The sequence below is a fragment of the Jeotgalicoccus nanhaiensis genome (genome assembly GCF_015235105.1).
GTDB classification, from domain to species: Bacteria; Bacillota; Bacilli; order Staphylococcales; family Salinicoccaceae; genus Jeotgalicoccus; species Jeotgalicoccus nanhaiensis.
The window spans coordinates 1-17,367 of sequence record NZ_JADGLW010000006.1 but is presented as its reverse complement, the minus strand read 5'-3'; the positions used below and the strand labels follow the sequence as shown (position 1 = coordinate 17,367).

17 protein-coding genes are annotated in these 17,367 nt (G+C 42.3%); 13 read left to right on the top strand and 4 right to left on the bottom strand.

Annotated features, from left to right (window positions below; all coding sequences use genetic code 11):
* The first annotated feature begins 40 nt into the window (after positions 1-40).
* The 10 genes from purL to IR135_RS08430 all read left to right on the top strand — a co-directional run bounded on the left by purL (position 41) and on the right by IR135_RS08430 (position 11,670).
* A complete protein-coding gene (gene purL, locus IR135_RS08475) occupies positions 41-2,209 on the top strand; it encodes a phosphoribosylformylglycinamidine synthase subunit PurL (protein ID WP_135098548.1) in 2,169 nt (722 codons plus the stop codon).
* Positions 2,188-3,606, top strand: coding sequence for an amidophosphoribosyltransferase (purF, locus tag IR135_RS08470; protein ID WP_135098546.1), 1,419 nt, complete (start codon positions 2,188-2,190; stop codon positions 3,604-3,606). The genes purL and purF overlap by 22 nt, the downstream gene beginning before the upstream one ends.
* Before the next feature lie 2 nt (positions 3,607-3,608).
* Positions 3,609-4,631: a phosphoribosylformylglycinamidine cyclo-ligase gene (purM, locus tag IR135_RS08465; protein WP_135098544.1), complete on the top strand. Its 1,023-nt coding sequence runs from the start codon at positions 3,609-3,611 to the stop codon at positions 4,629-4,631.
* Complete coding sequence (gene purN, locus IR135_RS08460) at positions 4,621-5,190, top strand: phosphoribosylglycinamide formyltransferase (RefSeq protein ID WP_135098542.1); 570 nt, start codon at positions 4,621-4,623, stop codon at positions 5,188-5,190. The genes purM and purN overlap by 11 nt, the downstream gene beginning before the upstream one ends.
* Positions 5,191-5,192: 2 nt before the next feature.
* Positions 5,193-6,668: a bifunctional phosphoribosylaminoimidazolecarboxamide formyltransferase/IMP cyclohydrolase gene (gene purH, locus IR135_RS08455; protein ID WP_135098540.1), complete on the top strand. Its 1,476-nt coding sequence runs from the start codon at positions 5,193-5,195 to the stop codon at positions 6,666-6,668.
* Between the two features lie 19 nt (positions 6,669-6,687).
* Positions 6,688-7,938 (top strand): phosphoribosylamine--glycine ligase, encoded by a 1,251-nt coding sequence (gene purD / locus IR135_RS08450; RefSeq protein WP_135098538.1) that lies wholly within the window; start codon positions 6,688-6,690, stop codon positions 7,936-7,938.
* Between the two features lie 101 nt (positions 7,939-8,039).
* Positions 8,040-9,611: a glutathione ABC transporter substrate-binding protein gene (locus IR135_RS08445; RefSeq protein WP_135098536.1), complete on the top strand. Its 1,572-nt coding sequence runs from the start codon at positions 8,040-8,042 to the stop codon at positions 9,609-9,611.
* A gap of 492 nt (positions 9,612-10,103) precedes the next feature.
* On the top strand, positions 10,104-10,709 hold the full coding sequence (locus tag IR135_RS08440) for a pyroglutamyl-peptidase I (protein WP_135098534.1): 606 nt from the start codon (positions 10,104-10,106) through the stop codon (positions 10,707-10,709).
* 9 nt (positions 10,710-10,718) lie between these two features.
* On the top strand, positions 10,719-11,438 hold the full coding sequence (gene nagB / locus IR135_RS08435) for a glucosamine-6-phosphate deaminase (RefSeq protein WP_135098532.1): 720 nt from the start codon (positions 10,719-10,721) through the stop codon (positions 11,436-11,438).
* 52 nt (positions 11,439-11,490) lie between these two features.
* Entirely contained in the window at positions 11,491-11,670 is a 180-nt protein-coding gene (locus IR135_RS08430; RefSeq protein WP_135098530.1) for a hypothetical protein, read from the top strand.
* Between the two features lie 67 nt (positions 11,671-11,737).
* On the opposite strand, the gene IR135_RS08425 is transcribed toward IR135_RS08430, so the two are convergent.
* The 3 genes from IR135_RS08425 to IR135_RS08415 form a co-directional block, all read right to left on the bottom strand.
* Complete coding sequence (locus IR135_RS08425) at positions 11,738-12,100, bottom strand: DUF6176 family protein (RefSeq protein ID WP_135098528.1); 363 nt, start codon at positions 12,098-12,100, stop codon at positions 11,738-11,740.
* Between the two features lie 209 nt (positions 12,101-12,309).
* A complete protein-coding gene (locus tag IR135_RS08420) occupies positions 12,310-13,512 on the bottom strand; it encodes an ABC transporter permease (RefSeq protein ID WP_135098526.1) in 1,203 nt (400 codons plus the stop codon).
* Positions 13,505-14,404 (bottom strand): ABC transporter ATP-binding protein, encoded by a 900-nt coding sequence (locus IR135_RS08415; protein WP_135098524.1) that lies wholly within the window; start codon positions 14,402-14,404, stop codon positions 13,505-13,507. Before IR135_RS08415 ends, IR135_RS08420 begins: the two co-directional genes overlap by 8 nt.
* A 99-nt stretch (positions 14,405-14,503) precedes the next feature.
* Between IR135_RS08415 and IR135_RS08410 the strand changes: the two genes are divergently transcribed.
* The 3 genes from IR135_RS08410 to IR135_RS08400 are packed head-to-tail and all read left to right on the top strand — an operon-like array spanning position 14,504 to position 17,225.
* The gene (locus tag IR135_RS08410; protein ID WP_135098522.1) at positions 14,504-16,243 is read left to right on the top strand and encodes an ABC transporter ATP-binding protein; all 1,740 of its coding nucleotides are present in this window, start codon (positions 14,504-14,506) and stop codon (positions 16,241-16,243) included.
* Between the two features lie 14 nt (positions 16,244-16,257).
* Positions 16,258-16,806, top strand: coding sequence for a VanZ family protein (locus tag IR135_RS08405; RefSeq protein ID WP_135098520.1), 549 nt, complete (start codon positions 16,258-16,260; stop codon positions 16,804-16,806).
* 32 nt (positions 16,807-16,838) lie between these two features.
* Complete coding sequence (locus IR135_RS08400; RefSeq protein WP_167753399.1) at positions 16,839-17,225, top strand: hypothetical protein; 387 nt, start codon at positions 16,839-16,841, stop codon at positions 17,223-17,225.
* A 47-nt stretch (positions 17,226-17,272) separates the two neighbouring features.
* On the opposite strand, the gene IR135_RS08395 is transcribed toward IR135_RS08400, so the two are convergent.
* The gene (locus tag IR135_RS08395; RefSeq protein ID WP_416212699.1) at positions 17,273-17,362 is read right to left on the bottom strand and encodes an IS3 family transposase; all 90 of its coding nucleotides are present in this window, start codon (positions 17,360-17,362) and stop codon (positions 17,273-17,275) included.
* Between the last annotated feature and the right edge of the window lie 5 nt (positions 17,363-17,367).

The following is a 17,367-nucleotide window of genomic DNA, read 5'->3' as shown; positions in this document are numbered from 1 at the left end:
GCGCATACTAAATTTTACAATAAGCTGGAGGAAATTTAAGATGAAATTCAATGAACCGACAAATCAGGAAATTAGAGAACAAAAACTGTACGCAGAAATGGGTTTAACAGATTCGGAATTCGATAAGATTAACGAAATTTTAGGCAGAGAGCCTAACTATACTGAAACCGGTATTTTTTCTGCGATGTGGAGCGAACATTGTTCTTACAAGCATTCAAAACCATTCTTAAAGCAGTTCCCGACTGAAGGAGAACATGTTTTAATGGGACCCGGAGAAGGTGCGGGTGTTGTGGATATCGGTGATAATCAGGCGATTGTATTTAAAGTGGAATCTCATAATCATCCGTCAGCTGTAGATCCGTATCAGGGTGCAGCAACCGGTATAGGCGGTATCGTTCGTGATATCGTTTCTATTGGTGCGCGTCCAATCGGTTTATTGAATTCACTCAGATTTGGCGAGCTGGATAACAAACAGAACAAGTGGCTGCTTCAGGGTGTCATAGATGGTATGAGAGATTACGGCAATACGATGGAGCTGCCTGCAGTATCAGGCGAAGTGGAATTCGATGCGTCGTATCATGAAAATCCGCTTGTGAATGCAATGGGTGTCGGTTTAATTACACATGATAAGATTCAAAAAGGAACAGCAAAAGGGCTTGGCAACAAAGTGGTCTACGTTGGTCTACCAACGGGGAGAGACGGTATCAATGGTGCAAGTTTTGCATCAGGAGAACTGAGCGATGATAACCGTCCGGAAATTCAAAAAGGCCACCCTGAAGCGGGGAAACTTCTAATGGAAGCAACATTGCAGGCAATCGAGATGAAAGAGCTTGTTGGCATTCAGGATATGGGTGCAGCCGGACTTACCTCTTCAAGCGCCGAAATGGCGGACAAAGGCGGTTCAGGTATGAATCTTTATCTGGATAAAGTACCTGTGACACATTCAGATATGTCACCGTACGAAATGATGCTGTCGGAAACACAGGAACGCATGCTGCTTGTCGTTGAAGACGGATCTGAAGATAAGTTTTTAAATATGTTTACAGAAATGAAGCTCGACTCAGCAGTTATCGGTGAAGTCACTGAAGGCGACCGTCTGACACTTTACTACGAAGATGAAGTATATGCAGACCTGCCGGTGGCTCCGCTGTCTGACGATGCACCTGTTTATGTTTTAGAAGGAACAGAACCAAAAGAGGATGAAGCGCGCACCGATTACAGCAATGAAGATTTAGAAACTGCTTTTGATAAATTAATGACGCACCCGACCATTGCAGATAAATCATATATTTATAACGGCTTTAACAGTACGGCAGGCGGCAACACTGTTCAAGGTTCAGGATTTGGTGCGGGTATCGTTCAGATTGAAGGTACTGACAAAGCTGTAAGTATGGTGCTTGACGGCAAAAGCCGGTATGTCTTTGCCGATCCTTACAACGGCGGGAAAGAAGTCGTTGCACAAACATTCAGAAACATTATTGCAACAGGTGCCATGCCATTAGGCATGACGGACTGTTTGAACTACGGATCTCCGGAAAAACCTGAAATTTACAATCAGCTGGACAAGTCCACTAAAGGGATGGCCGAAGCGTGTCTTGCTTTATCAACACCTGTAGTTTCAGGGAATGTCAGTCTGTATAACGAACACAGCACAGGGGGGATTCTGCCGACACCGATTATCGGTATGGTCGGTTTAATCGACAATATTAATCAGCTGGCCCATGAAAGTGTAAATGAAGGCGACGCCTTATATTTAGTTGGTGAATTAACACCGTCATTTGCGGGCAGCCAGCTTGAAAAACTTCTTGAAAACACAATCCGTCAGACAACACGGTCAATCGATCTTGAGCTCGAATACAGCCGCGGAATGATGCTGCGTGAAAAACTTGTTAACGGGGAAATCAATAAAATCGCTCCGCTTGGACGCGGCGGTCTGATTGCCAAGCTCGCTCAGCTTGCAAGTTTTAATAATGTCGGTCTTGAAGTAAATGTCGATGTCCGTAAAGACTTACTCTTTGCAGAAGGTGCTTCGAATTATCTTGTTGCAGCACCGTCAGGACTTGATATCGAAGGCGCAGTTGAAATTGGTAAATTAACAGGCAGTAAATTTGTTGTGAAAGCACAGGATTTTGAAATTAACCGTGAATTATCAGATGTCAGAAACGCATGGGAGGGGGCAATCCCGTCATGTATGAACTCAGAGGACTAAATGAAGAATGCGGTCTCTTTGGTATTTGGGGGCACCCCGAAGCCAGCGAATTAACGTATATGGCACTGCACAGCCTGCAGCACCGCGGTCAGGAAGGGGCGGGTATCGTCGCTTCCGGCGGTGACTATCTGTTCGGGGCACGCGGTATGGGTCTTCTGACTGAAGCACTCTCTCAAACCCAGCTTGAATCACTGAGACCATTTTCAAAATCAATCGGTCATGTCCGTTATGCAACAAGTGATTCAAGTGCTTTATCAAACGTTCAGCCGTTTTTATTTAAAAGTCATATCGGTGATCTCGGTCTTGCGCATAACGGCAACATCGTTAATGCGCTCCATATCAGAAGGGCACTTGAAGACCAGGGTGCAATCTTTCAGACGACTTCGGATTCCGAAGTGTTTGCACATCTGTTAAGACGGGCGAAAGGTCCGACGAGAAAAGCGCGAATTAAAACTGTTCTTCAGCAGCTGAAAGGTGCATTTGCCTTTGTTATTTTACATGAAGATGCATTGACAATTGCCCTGGATGACCACGGTGTACGCCCGCTGATGCTTGGTATTCTGGATGGTGCTTATTGTGTGGCGAGCGAAACCTGCGCATTTACAGCAATCGGTGCGGAGTATATCCGTGATATCGAACCGGGAGAGCTCATTACAATCAGCGACGACGGTATTGATTTTGACCGCTACACAGATTTTGAGAATCCTAATATGTGTTCTATGGAATACATTTATTTTGCCCGTGCAGATTCAGAATTCCGAGGTACTTCAACGTACACAATCCGTAAAGCCCTCGGCGAAGAGCTGGCGAAAGAAATGGATGTTAAAGCGGATATTGTAATCGGTGTGCCGGACTCAAGTCTTGCAGCAGCAAAAGGGTTCAGCGATGAATCGGGTATCCCCGGCGAACAGGGTTTATTAAAAAACCGCTACGTCGGCAGGACTTTTATCGCGTCGGGACAGGAAGCGCGTGAACGCGCAGTCCGGATGAAACTGTCACCGGTCAGGGATATAGTAGAAGGCAAAAGCGTAATTGTTATCGATGATTCAATTGTCCGCGGAACGACGAGTAAATTTATCGTGAAAGCATTGAAAAAAGCAGGAGCGAAAGAAGTTCATATGGGCGTCTCATCTCCGCCTCTTAAAAACCCGTGTTATTACGGTATAGATGTATCGACGCATGCGGAAATTATTGCATCGGCGAAATCAACTGAAGAAGTACGGGAAGAAATCGGTGCGGATTCACTGACTTATTTATCTGTTGAAAGAATGCATGAAGTGTATGAAAGATACGGCTCACGCGGTGAGTGTGATGCATGTTTTACGGGAAATTATCCGATTGAAAATACTGACGGTCTCTTACCTCAGGAAAAAGATGCAAAAACGAAAGGAGTATAACGATGTCTGAACAATATAAAAAAGCCGGTGTCGATATTAATGCCGGATATGAAGCGGTCGAACAGATGAAAGGACATGTAAAACGCACTATGCGTCCCGAAGTTATCGGCGGTCTTGGAGGTTTCGGCGCAGCATTTGATTTGTCACAGTTAAATATGATCTCCCCTGTACTTGTATCGGGTACTGACGGTGTCGGCACGAAACTGAAGCTCGCCATCGATTATAACCGTCACGATACGATCGGCATCGATGCTGTTGCAATGTGTGTAAACGACATTATTACGACCGGTGCAGAACCGTTATATTTCCTTGATTATATTGCTGTTAACAAGGTGGTTCCTGAACATATCGGAGAGATTGTTAAAGGGGTGTCGGAAGGCTGCGTGCAGTCTGAATGCGCGCTGATAGGGGGGGAAACTGCCGAGATGGGAGAAATGTACGGCGAAGGTGAATATGATATTGCGGGGTTTGCTGTCGGTGCAGTTGAGAAAGATCAGTATATCGACGGAACATCTGTTCAAGCCGGCGATAAAATTATCGGTCTCGCTTCAAGCGGCATTCATTCAAACGGCTACAGCCTGGTCCGTAAAATTATTGCAGATAATCAAATTGATGTGACTGCAGAGCTGGATGGCGACAAGCTGCTTGATCTGCTCCTTGAACCGACGCGTATTTACGCGCAGGAAGTTAAAGCATTAAAAGACAAAGTAACGATAAAAGCGATGAGTCATATTACCGGCGGCGGTTTTATTGAAAATATTCCGAGAGCCTTGCCTGAAACACTGGGTGTGAGTCTCGACGTTACGAATATTGAAGTGCCGAAAGTACTCGCCTGGCTGCTCGAACAAAGCGGGATGAAACAGGAAGAAGCATATAATGTCTTCAACATGGGCATCGGCTTTATTATTGTCGTGCCAAAAGAAGAAGCGGATACGGCACTCGATATATTGAAAGACTTCGATTATACGAGCAGCGTGATTGGTGAAGTCACTGCTGAAGAGGGAATTAAAATAAATGGTCAGTAATGTTGCGGTATTTGCTTCCGGCGGCGGTTCTAATTTTGAAAACCTTGCTTTAAAAAGTGCTGAATCCGGATTTGATATTAAAGTACTGATTGTTGACTCGCCGGATGCATTCGCAGTTAAACGGGCAGAGAAATTAAATATTCCTTCAATTATTATTAATCGGGGTGTATATTCCAGCAAACGGGATTTTGAAACTGCCATTAAAGAAGCACTCTCAGATTTTACTGTTGATTATATCGTGCTCGCCGGCTTTATGAGAATATTGTCGGCTGAGTTTATTAATGCATATAAAGACCGGATTATTAATCTGCATCCCTCGCTGCTGCCGTCATTTAAAGGCAGAAATGGTATCGAAGATGCTTACAATTACGGCGTAAAAGTAACCGGTGTGACAGTGCATTATGTCGATGCCGGGATTGATACCGGAAAAATTATTGAACAGACTGCAGTTATAATAGAAGAAGATGACACACTTCAATCACTTGAAGATAAAATACATCAGACAGAGTACGAACTATATCCTGAAGCTCTGAAGAAAGTACTGAATGGGAGAGTTTAACTATGAAAGCATTGCTTAGTGTATCGAACAAAACAGGCATAGAAAAATTTGCGGCGGGGCTTATTGAACAGGGCTACGAGCTCTATTCCACGGGCGGCACATTTAAAGCTCTCGAGGACGCTGATATTGCTGTGAAACAGGTCAGTGATTTAACGGACTTCAATGAAATTATGGACGGCCGTGTCAAAACACTTCATCCGGCAGTTCACGGCGGAATTTTAGCAGACCGTGACAATCCGGCTCACATGGAAGATCTTCGTAAAAATAATATAGAAACGATTGATCTTGTTGCTGTGAATTTATACCCGTTTAAAGAAACGGTCAAAAAAGCGGATGTGACTGAAAGTGATGCAGTGGAAAATATCGACATAGGCGGGCCGACAATGCTGCGTGCGGCGGCAAAAAACTACAAACATGTAACGACAGTTGTCGATCCTTTTGATTATGAAGAAGTGCTGGAGCGTATGAAAAATAACGCGCTTGATGAGAATTTCAGAAAGCAGCTTATGATTAAAGTGTTCCGTCATACAAATGACTATGATCAGGCAATTGTAAACTTCTTTGCACAAAGTGAAAAAACGCTCCGTTACGGCGAGAACCCGCATCAAAGTGCAAAATACGTTAAAACGTCAGGCGAGCAAAATACAATTCTCAACGCCAAGGTGCTCCACGGCAAAGAACTGAGCTACAACAATTTAAGGGATGCGGACAGCGCCTTCCAGCTGGCGAAGAAATTCGATCTGCCGGCGGCAGTTGCAGTTAAACATATGAACCCTTGCGGTGTCGGTACCGGAGATACGCTGGAAGATGCGTTTCAAAATGCATTCGATGCTGATAATCAGTCAATTTTCGGCGGTATCGTTGCGCTTAATAAAATAGTGAATGAAGCGGCAGCAGAAAAATTAAGCAAGGTGTTTTTAGAAGTAATTATTGCCCCGCATTTCTCAGAAGAAGCATTGAACATTTTAACGGCGAAGAAAAATATTCGTCTCCTGCAGGTTGATTTTACAGAAGATGCTGTGCAGGACGAATTTGTCAGCGTGTCGGGCGGCTACCTTGTACAATCGCGTGATACAGGGAAACTCGATAAAGATTCTCTTGAATATGTTACAGAACAGAAACCTGATGAAGACCAGCTGAAAGCATTGGCACTTGCCTGGGAAGTATCTAAACATGTGAAGTCGAATGCGATTGTCCTCGCCAACAGTAAACAGACAGTCGGTATCGGCGCCGGTCAGATGAACCGTGTCGGCGCCCTGAAAATTGCAGCGGAACGAGCAATTGAGCTTGGAGACAATATTGTTCTCGCAAGCGACGGGTTCTTCCCGATGCCGGATACAGTGGAAAATGCACACCGGTACGGAATAAAAGCAATAATCCAGCCCGGCGGTTCAAAACGCGATAATGAATCAATCGATTTTTGTAATGAGAATGGTATCGCAATGGTATTTACGGGAATGCGTCATTTCAAACATTAATACTGGGGGACGGAAATCAATGAATGTATTAGTAATTGGCGGCGGCGGACGGGAGCATGCTCTCGTGAAAGCTTTAAGCCGGTCAAAGCATACAGAAAACATACACGCAGTACCCGGCAACAGCAGTATAGAGAAATATGCTGACGTACACAGCGATATTAAAGATTCCGATATTGACCGGATTGTTGAACTGGCGAAAAAGGAGAACATTACATGGGCAGTTATCGGTCCTGAAGCCCCGCTTAATGCAGGTCTCGCTGATGCACTGGAAGCTGCGGGAGTGAAAGTGTTCGGACCGAGAAAGCTGGAAGCACAGCTCGAGTCTTCCAAAGCTTTTGCCAAAAAAATTATGTTTAAATACGACATCCCGACTGCAGCCTACCAGACATTTACGAATTTAATCGAAGCAGCAGAGTACGTTAAACAAGAAGGCGCACCGATAGTCATTAAAAAAGACGGTCTGGCTGCAGGCAAAGGTGTTGCTGTGGCAATGACTGAAACTGAAGCGCTCGATGCATTAAAAGAAATGTTTGCTGAAGGTGAAGATAATCCTGTTGTCATCGAAGAATTCCTTGAAGGTGAGGAGTTCAGCTTAATGGTGCTCGTAAACGGAGAGTACACATTGCCTTTCAATATTGTAGCCCAGGATCATAAACGTGCGTATGACGGAGATACGGGACCGAATACGGGAGGTATGGGTGCCTATGCCCCTGTAACTCATATTGGTGCTGATGTAATCGGCGAAGCTGTCAGTAAAATAGTTAAGCCTATGGCAGATGCAATGGTAAAAGAAGGACTGGACTACTTCGGTGTGATGTATCTCGGAGCTATTATTACGAAGGACGGCGTTAAAACAATTGAATTTAATGCGCGTTTCGGCGATCCGGAAGCCCAGGTGCTGCTGGAGCTTCTTGAATCGGATTTTATCGATGTGCTTGAAGCGGTCAGAAATAAAGAGTCTTACGAACTGCAATTCAGCAGCGACTCTATGCTCGGTGTAATATTGGCGTCGAAAGGTTACCCGAAAGATTACGTTAAGGGCTCTTCAGTTGTCATTCCTGATGAACTGGAGGATAAAATATTCAACAGCGGACTGAGACACGTTAAGGATGAGAGTTATGAAACTGCCGGAGGCAGAGTGATGCTTGTAACGGGACGCGGGAGCACACTCGAAGAAGCTAAACAAGCTGCATATAACAATACTAAACAGATTGAATTTAATAATGATGCGCTATTTTATCGTAATGATATTGGAGAACGCGGCGTATAAACAGGTGATTATTTCACCTGTTTTTTTATTTTAAAATTGTATGGTGTCTGGAATTAATTCATAGTATAATAATATGCATTAAGAAAATTGGAGGAAAAATAATGAAGAAATTATCAATGTTGTTAATGGCAGCATTTGTATTAATACTTGCTGCCTGCACCAGTGACAGTGATGTAGAAGAAGAAGTAGCGGAAACAGAAGGGGACGCTGGAAACGGGGAAGCAATTGATTTTAGTATTATGGCCTTGCCGAACTCGCTTGATCCGCATGCGGCAAATGACGGTTATTCACTTTATGTGATGACTAATATTTACGAAACACTTGTAAAATTAAATCAGGATCTGGAACTGGAGCCAGGGCTTGCTGAAAGTTACGAACAGATTTCAGATACAGCCTGGGAATTTAAACTTCGTGAAGGGATTAAATTCCATGACGGCAGCGACTTTAACGCAGAAGTGGTAAAAGCTAACCTCGATCGCGTGCGCGATGAGGAAGTGGCGTCACCATTGTCCTTCCTCTTTACGGAAATCTCAGACGTGGAAATCATTGATGACTACACGGTTCAGATACATACAGACGAACCATTTGCAGCCTTGCCCGCTCACCTTGCACATCCGGGCGGACATATGATCAGTAAAGAAGTCATCGATGCGGATTATGCTCAAATGGAAGAAGGCGGCAACCCGCTGACTGAAGTTAACCGTACACCGGTAGGGACAGGATTCTTTAAATTTGAAGAGATCAATGAAGGTGAACACATTACATTAACAAGAAACGAAGAATACTGGGGAGAGCCTGCCAAACCTGAATCAATTACATTCAGAGCAGTGCCGGAAGACCAGTCCCGTATTGCTGAATTAACATCAGGCACAGCGGATATAATTTATCCGATGGATCCGAATGATGTTCAGCAGGTTGATGCAAACGAAGGCAGCGAAGTTCAGCAGCGCCCAAGTGCAAACATGACGTATTTAGGTTTTAACACGGAAAAAGAACCGTTTAATGATGAAAATGTCCGCCTGGCGATTGCTTCTGCAATCGATAAAAATGCGATTATCGAAAATATTTTAGTGGGCATTCACGAAGTTGCGGAAACACCGTTAAACCCGACAGTACACGGCTACAGCGAAAATCTGGAGCCAATTGAGTACGACCTTGATCAGGCAAAAGAATACCTTGCAGCAAGTGATTATCCGGAAGGATTTACAGCGGAAGTTGTACTGAATTCGAGAACACACCAGGACGTTGCAACTTACATGCAGGAAGTATTATCTGAAATCGGTGTGGATTTAGAGATTTCTCTAATGGAAGCTGGCGCCTACCAGGAATATACAGCGAACGGTGACCATGAAATGTTTATGGGCGGCTGGGGCACAGTAACGCTCGATGCGGATTACGGACTATACCCGATGTTCCATTCGGATAATATAGGCGCACCAGGAAACAGAACAAGATACTCCAACCCGGAAGTTGATGAATTACTGGATAATGCGCGTGTAGAAATGGATGAGGAAACACGTCTTCAGATGTACGAAGACGCACAGCAGATTATTATAGACGAGCAGCCGCTAATCCCGGTCTTCCATACGACATTATTAACGGGAATTAACTCTGACTTGGACGGCTACTACCAGTACCCGAGCAGTTTCCCTTATCTTAAAGACTTGGAATAGAATAAATATAAAGAAACTCCGGCGATGCAGCGCATTGTCGGAGTTTTTGATTGTAGAATAATAACGGGAAACTGCCGTTGCATGCGAAGCAGTGAATTTGGATATAGGAACGATTTTTATGCCTGTCCTGTCACATTGGTATGCACAATGACGGGACAGTGCAGTTACCCCGTCACTGTAGTTTTCACAATGACGGGACAGGACGGTTACCCCGTCACTGTAGTTTTCACAATGACGGGACAGTGCAGTTACCCCGTCACTGTAGTTTTCACAATGACGGGAGAGGGCGGCTGCCCCGTCATTGTGACTTTCGTTCGACACCGGGCGTCGTCATGAACCGGATACACCGGAAATGGAATGCGCCTGCGTCTAACAGAATATACAAAAAAATCTGTCTCGCAACACAGAAATTTCACACTTTTTACGGGTTTTATGCTACTATTTATTTACTTATTACTTTATTACGAAGTAATATAAAAAGGATGATAATCTATGAAGAAGTTACTGTTAACGGGCTATGAACCATTTCTAAAATTTAAAACAAATCCGACCCAGGCTGCCGTCGAAAGTCTCGAAGGTAAAGTCATCGGAGATTATAAAATTATCGGCAGGGTTTATCCTGTAGCGTTTAAGGAAATTAATTCATTAATCGAACAGGATATCGAGGCTGTCGAGCCTGACGCGGTGCTTTCTTTAGGTCTCGCAAGCGGTATTTCAAGTGTTCATCTTGAACGCATTGCGATTAATACAATTGACGGACGTGAAGATAATACTGGTTTTAAACCGAATGGCGAAAAAATTTATGAAAATGGCGCCGACGGCTTGTTTTCAAAATTGCCGTTAAAGCAGCTTGAAACTGCGTTATTGAACGAAAATATCCCGGTAAATATTTCGAATTCAGCAGGCACGTATTTGTGCAACAATTTAATGTACAGCGAGCTGTATTATTTGCAGCAGAAGAAGCTGGATATTCCGGCAGGTTTTGTGCACGTGCCGCCGAGTCATGAAATTGGTATTGCACAGCGTGTGCCGAGCTGGCCTCAGGAAGATATTACCCGCGCAGTTCATATTATTATTGAAAACCTGCAGTCAAATTAGGAGGACATTATGAAGTTAGTAAAAGTTAGCAATTATGAAGAAATGAGCAAGAAAGCATCTGATATTTTATTTGATGTTATCAAAGAAAATGAAAAACCTGTCATTGGCCTCGCAACGGGTTCAACACCTGAAGGCACTTATATGGAACTGATTAAAAAGTTAAATGGCAGCGACGTTGATCAGAACAATATTACTACTTTTAATCTGGATGAATACGTAGGACTCGATAAAGACCATGAGCAGAGTTATTCATATTATATGCATGAAAATTTCTTTAATCATGTTTCGATTCCAAAAGAAAATATTCATTTATTAAACGGCAAAGCTGAGAATGCTGAAACAGAAGTTGAAGCATATGAACAGGCAATCGATGAAGCGGGTCTTGACGTACAGCTTCTTGGTATCGGACGCAATGGACATATTGCATTTAACGAACCGGGTACATCTTTTGACTCACTGACGCATGTTGTTGATTTAACACCGGAGACTGTTGAGGATAACTCGCGTTTCTTCGATAATCTTGGCGACGTGCCGTCTAAGGCATTTACCATGGGCTTGAATTCAATTATGAAAGCTAAAAAAATTGTTATACTTATTTACGGTGAAAATAAAAAAGAAGCGCTGAATGCATTATTAAGCGGCGAAGTAACTGAAAATAACCCGGCTTCTATTTTAAATAATCATGAGGATGTAACCATCATTGCAGATACTGCTGCGATTGGTGAATAAATTTAAATTGTGAGATAATACTTCTAATACATATGTGTTAGGAGTATTTTTTATGAATGAACATAAACAGAAAATGATATATACAGCTGCCATGCTGGTCATATTTTTAATTATCGCGAATACGATGGTCGAAGTGAACTGGTTTCTGCAGCTTGTGGCAGTAATTTTTGCAGGCTATTACATTCTCTATAGCGTAAAAGCGCTCCGGGCAGAAGAAAAAGAGAAGCAATAAAATAAAGGCACTGAATTCTAAAATTAGATTTCAGTGCCTTTTATACGTTTTCGGCTGTATTCATATATTAAACTTCTTCCGCAGCTTCTTCGATTTGTTTTTTAATTCGCTGAGGAATCATAACAACTTCTGTTCTTAAGTTTTTCGGACGGTATGTTCTGTCGATACATTTATTAAAGAATTCAAGATGTTTTCTATCGATGCATCTTTCAGTTTCCGAGTTAGAGTCACCGTCATCTGCCTGAATAGAATACCAGTAAAGATAATCGTAATCACCCATAGTGTCTCTCATAATTGTTTCCACAAACATTTTCTCGCCGTCAAGTGTAAGAAGGGCATCGTTCATATGCTCGTTTAAAAATTCCATCCATTGATCGACCAGTTCTTCTTTACCTTTTTTCACCCTAAATCTTGTTAATTCTACTTGCATATTCAGGACTCCTTTGTTTTTCGTCTACATCATGATACAACATTAAAATGCTTTGTCAATGAGTATTTGCAACTTTTTTTGGATGTGAAATTTATGCATATTTTAAAAATAAAAAGAAATTTATTTTTAAAGAATATATTGCACAATAATACATGATAAATTAAGACCTCCCTTTCATCTTTTCGATGAAGGGGAGGCCAATGCACTGCTTATTTTTTAATTCTTTTAATGTTTTTGATAATGCCGCTTTCTGTCGACAAGACACTTCTTTTATAGACGAAGCCTGCGAGAGAAAGTGCGATAATTATCGTAATTACCATGATTAGAATACCGATTATCATCGGCATATGTCCTGTATCATTAACGAGCAGGCGGAGCGGCATAACGAACGGTGTAAAGAATGGGAAATAGCTTGTAATTGTTACTGCGATGTTATCTGCAAACGACATGCCCCCGAGCGCGATAAAGTATCCGATCATGCTGAGGAAGGTTACCGGCATCAATCCCTGCTGGAGATCCTCCATCCGGTTAATAAATGAACCGAGCATAGCTGCAACTGACAGGTAAAGAATCAGTCCGAGAATAACAAAAATAATACAGTAAACTACAATTTTTAAAGTCTGATCATTCGTCTCGAGTCCGAACTGGTCGAGAAGGGCGGATGTATCAGAAAAGTAAAATGCAATCAGACCGCCGGCTGTAATCAGGCCGACCTGGATAACACTGACAGAAATCATAGCGAATACTTTTGCCATTAAATGCTGTGTCGGGCGGATGCTCGATACAATCATCTCTATGACACGTGAAGATTTTTCATTCGCTATTTCTGTCGAAATCTGGCTTGCGTAGTTCAGAATGATAATAAACATCAGAATAACCGAGAAGTAGAAAATAATCATATTCAGGATGTTTGTCTCATCTGAATCAGCTGCCTCGAAACTGCCTGAATCATCATCCGCCGCCACTAAAAATTCCACGGGTACTTCTTCGTACATCTGGGAAATTTCCTCTTCCGAGAGCTCGAGAGTCTGAAGTACATAAACACGGTTTGTTTCATTTAAAGCAAGCTGGATACTTTCTTCCTGTGATGATGAGATTTCTTCATCCATCCGGATCTCAGCTTCCAGCGGGTCGGTATTTACAATGTCGAGCACTGCATCGCCATCTTCGCCGGCGATTTCAATCGTTTCGTCGTAAGACTGGAGTGTCGGTTCGAATACTGACAGGAATGTTTCATCCGCCTCAACTTCGAGTCTTATTTCTTCGTCATCCGAATCAAACAGCCCAATAATTTTATCCAGGTTAAAAGCGATAAACATCCCCGCTATAATAATCAGTGTTGTGATTAAAAACGATTTGGCTTTAAGTTTTGAAAAGAAAGTAAGGTTAAATGTCGTCATAAATTTATTCATAGTCACGGCCTACTTTCGCTATAAAGATATCATTTAAAGAAGGTTCGTTGACCTGGAATCTTTTAAAGAAACCAATATCGGTAATCCGTTTATAAATATCCTCGGCATATTTTTCATCTGCGATTTTTATCACTGATTTATTTCTTATCTGTTCCATCTCAAGCACACCCGGCATGTCTTTGATAAAAGCAATATCATGTTCGCCTTCAATAATGATTTCCTTCTGGCCGAAGTCTTGTTTAATCTGGTCGATATTGCCGCTGACAATCTGTTTTCCACGGTCGAGGATACACAATTCTTCGCACAGTTCTTCAACATGTTCCATGCGGTGAGTACTGAAAATAATAGTAGAACCCTGTGCATTTAAATCTTTTACCGCGTCTTTCAGTATCTCAACATTAATTGGGTCGAGACCGCTGAAGGGTTCATCCAGAATGATTAATTCGGGGTTATGTATTATAGAAGCAATCAGCTGGATTTTCTGCTGGTTCCCTTTGGACAGCTTTTCGATTTTTTTAAACTTATTTTCTGTTACTTTAAAGCGTTCAAGCCAGTAATCCAAAGCTTTGCCTGCATCTTTTTTTGACATGCCTTTTAATTCAGCTAAATACAGTACCTGTTCAGATACTTTTAACTTAGGGTGCAGACCGCGTTCTTCAGGCAGGTAGCCGATTTGATCTGTCATATGATAGCCGATGCTCTTGCCGTTATATAAAATTGAACCGGATGTCGGTGTGAGCAGCTGGAGAATCATGCGGAAGGTTGTCGTTTTTCCAGCACCGTTGCCGCCGAGAAAACCGTACATGCTTCCTGCAGGAACTTTAATGTTAATTGAATCCACAGCTGTCTGTTCTCCGAACACTTTTGTAAGATCGGTAATTTCCAAAGCCATAATACTCCCCCTTTAATTTGTTAAATTAAGTTTACCATAATGCTTAAACAGAAAAAAATCGTTATAATATAAAGGTGCAATTATGAAAGGAGCAGCAACTTGAATAATAATGAAGAAAAAGCATCGTTTAAAAAATTTATTAATTTAATTAAAAGTACTAACGTTAAAAAAGGCTTGTTTTTTACGGGAGTTCTGCTGACGCTGATCGGCACAGCCGGTTCGCTGATTGTCCCGCTGTTAACACAGATGTTTATCGACGGCTTCAATACTGACTTAATTACTATGCCTCTTGTTATATTGATTATCGCTGTGTTTTTAGGCAGTGCAGTCATCGACGGTATTTCTTATTACATGCTTGCAAAAATAGGACAGACGGTTGTCCGGAGTTTGAGAGAAAAGGTCTGGGCCAAGTTTCTTAAGCTGCCGGTCAGCTATTTCGATAAAACAAAAAGCGGCGAGTCTGTCAGCCGGGTTGTTAACGATACGAGTATTATTCAAAATCTGATTACGAGCCATTTTCCTCAGTTAATCAGCGGTGTGCTGAGTGTTGCAGGTTCAGTCATTATTTTATTTTTCCTCGACTGGAAACTGACTTTAATAATGTTCGTGTCGCTCCCGATATCTATCGCGGTTATTATGCCGCTCGGCAGCCGTATGCAGAAAGTATCGAAAAAGCTGCAGGATGAAACTGCCGCCTTTACGGGTGCCATTCAGGAAACGCTGAGCGAAATCCGCTTAATGAAATCATTTAACGCAGAAAACTATGAACAGCAAAAGGGTAACGGGGGTATCGGACAGCTCTATAAATACGGCATGAAAGAGGCAGTCATCAATGCTCTCTTATCGCCGATTATGTATACGATTATGATGTTTGTCATTATACTGGTCATCGGTTACGGCGGACTGAGGGTGGCTGACGGTACGATGACAATCGGTACACTGGTTGCTTTCTTATTATATTTATTCCAGATTATTATGCCGATGACGATGTTTGCCATGTTCTTTACTGAGTACAACAAAGCGCTCGGGGCAACGGGAAGAATTATGGGCATTCTGGAAATGGATGATGAAAAATCTGGCAGCCTGGAAGATGTGTCACTGGCTTATAAGACGCTTCAGTTTAATAATGTATCTTTCGGCTATGAGGATACACCAGTGCTTGAAAACATCTCTTTTACCGCCAATAATAATCAGAAAATCGCCTTCGTCGGTCCAAGCGGCAGCGGGAAGTCCACAATATTTTCTCTTATTGAACGCTATTATTCTGTTTGGAGCGGAAGTATCACCATCGATAATATAGATATTGAAAATATTCCTCTCGGTGAATACCGGAGCGGCATCGGCTATGTTGCCCAGGAAAGCGCAATTATCTCCGGCACCATTAAAGAAAATATTACCTACGGCTTGAAAGCTGGTGATTACACTGACGAGGATATTGAACGTGCAGTAAAACAGTCCTATACCAGCGAATTTATCGATGAACTGCCGGACGGTATCCTGACAGAAGTCGGCGAGCGCGGTGTGAAACTCTCGGGCGGCCAGCGCCAGCGTATCGGCATCGCACGGGCATTTTTACGCAATCCCCAAATTTTAATGCTGGATGAAGCGACAGCAAGTCTCGATTCGCAGTCTGAAAAATACGTCGGAGAAGCATTGAATGAGCTCATGGCAGGCAGAACGGTTCTCGTAATCGCACATCGTTTGTCGACCATTGTTAATTCAGATAAGATATACTTTATTGACAGCGGACACTTAACAGGCGAAGGCACCCACATAGAACTGATGGCTTCGCACGATATGTACAGAGCATTTACAGAACAGCAATTTGGAGAAGATTAGAGGCATTATATTTTATGGGTATTTTATTTGAAGCATTTCAGCCGGTGATTCCGATATTTATAATGATTTTCATGCTGATTACGGTTATTACACTGATGATCAATATAAAGCACGGATATCACCTGGACTCAATTTCTAGAAAAATTAAATATTTATCGGTCATCGGCCTGACGATGAGTCTGGTCGGCATATTTCTCGTAACGATGATGCCGACTTCAAACGACAGTGATATCGTCGAGCTGACACCATTTGCAAGCATAGAAGAAATGTGGTATTTTGCCACGACAGAAGCATTAATCAACAGCGTGCTGATGAATATTGTCCTGTTTATTCCTGCAGCATTTTTTCTGTATATTATTATCAGAAAAGAGCTGCTGACAACAATTTTATGCACGCTGCTGTCGGTGTTTATCGAAACGATGCAGTATCTTCTTCCAATTGGCAGAATTACGAGTATTGATGACGTTATTTTAAATACTCTCGGCGGAATTACCGGTGTGATACTCGGTGTTATATTTTTAAAATTTAAAGATGTTTATTACGCTCTCTTTGGTGGTAAATAGATAAATAACATCAAATAAAGGGGATGTTGTCTATGTACAACAAATTAAAACACATTGAAGGTGTAAATTTACTGCCGAGAGAAGTAGTAGGTCCGGCTTTAGTAGGATCAGTGGAGTACTTTAAGGGAGAGAAAAGTACATACCACGGATCACTGGTTGCGACAACTCACAGATTATTTATGAACCTGGAAGATCATGATATGGTTTGCGTAGAGGAGATCAGCTTCAAAGATATTACACGGGTAACAGTTGAGGATTTGCTGATGGTGGGACATATCCTTCATCTTTGGCAGAATGATAAGCTGCTCGTCAGCATAAAAAGTATTTCCGAAGGAAAGCTCGATAAGTTTCTCGAATTTTATTATAAATACAGAACACAGCATGCTGAAGCTGCTGAAAGAAATGAAGCACTTGCTTAAAGAAAAAGCCGGGTATGACGTGCTACCCAAAAGTTGAACTTTTGGATTTAGGCTGATTTCAAGGTATGTTTCCTGAATTGTTCAGGAGACATGCCTTTTAATTTTGTCTTGATTCTATATTTATTATAATAATTAATGTACT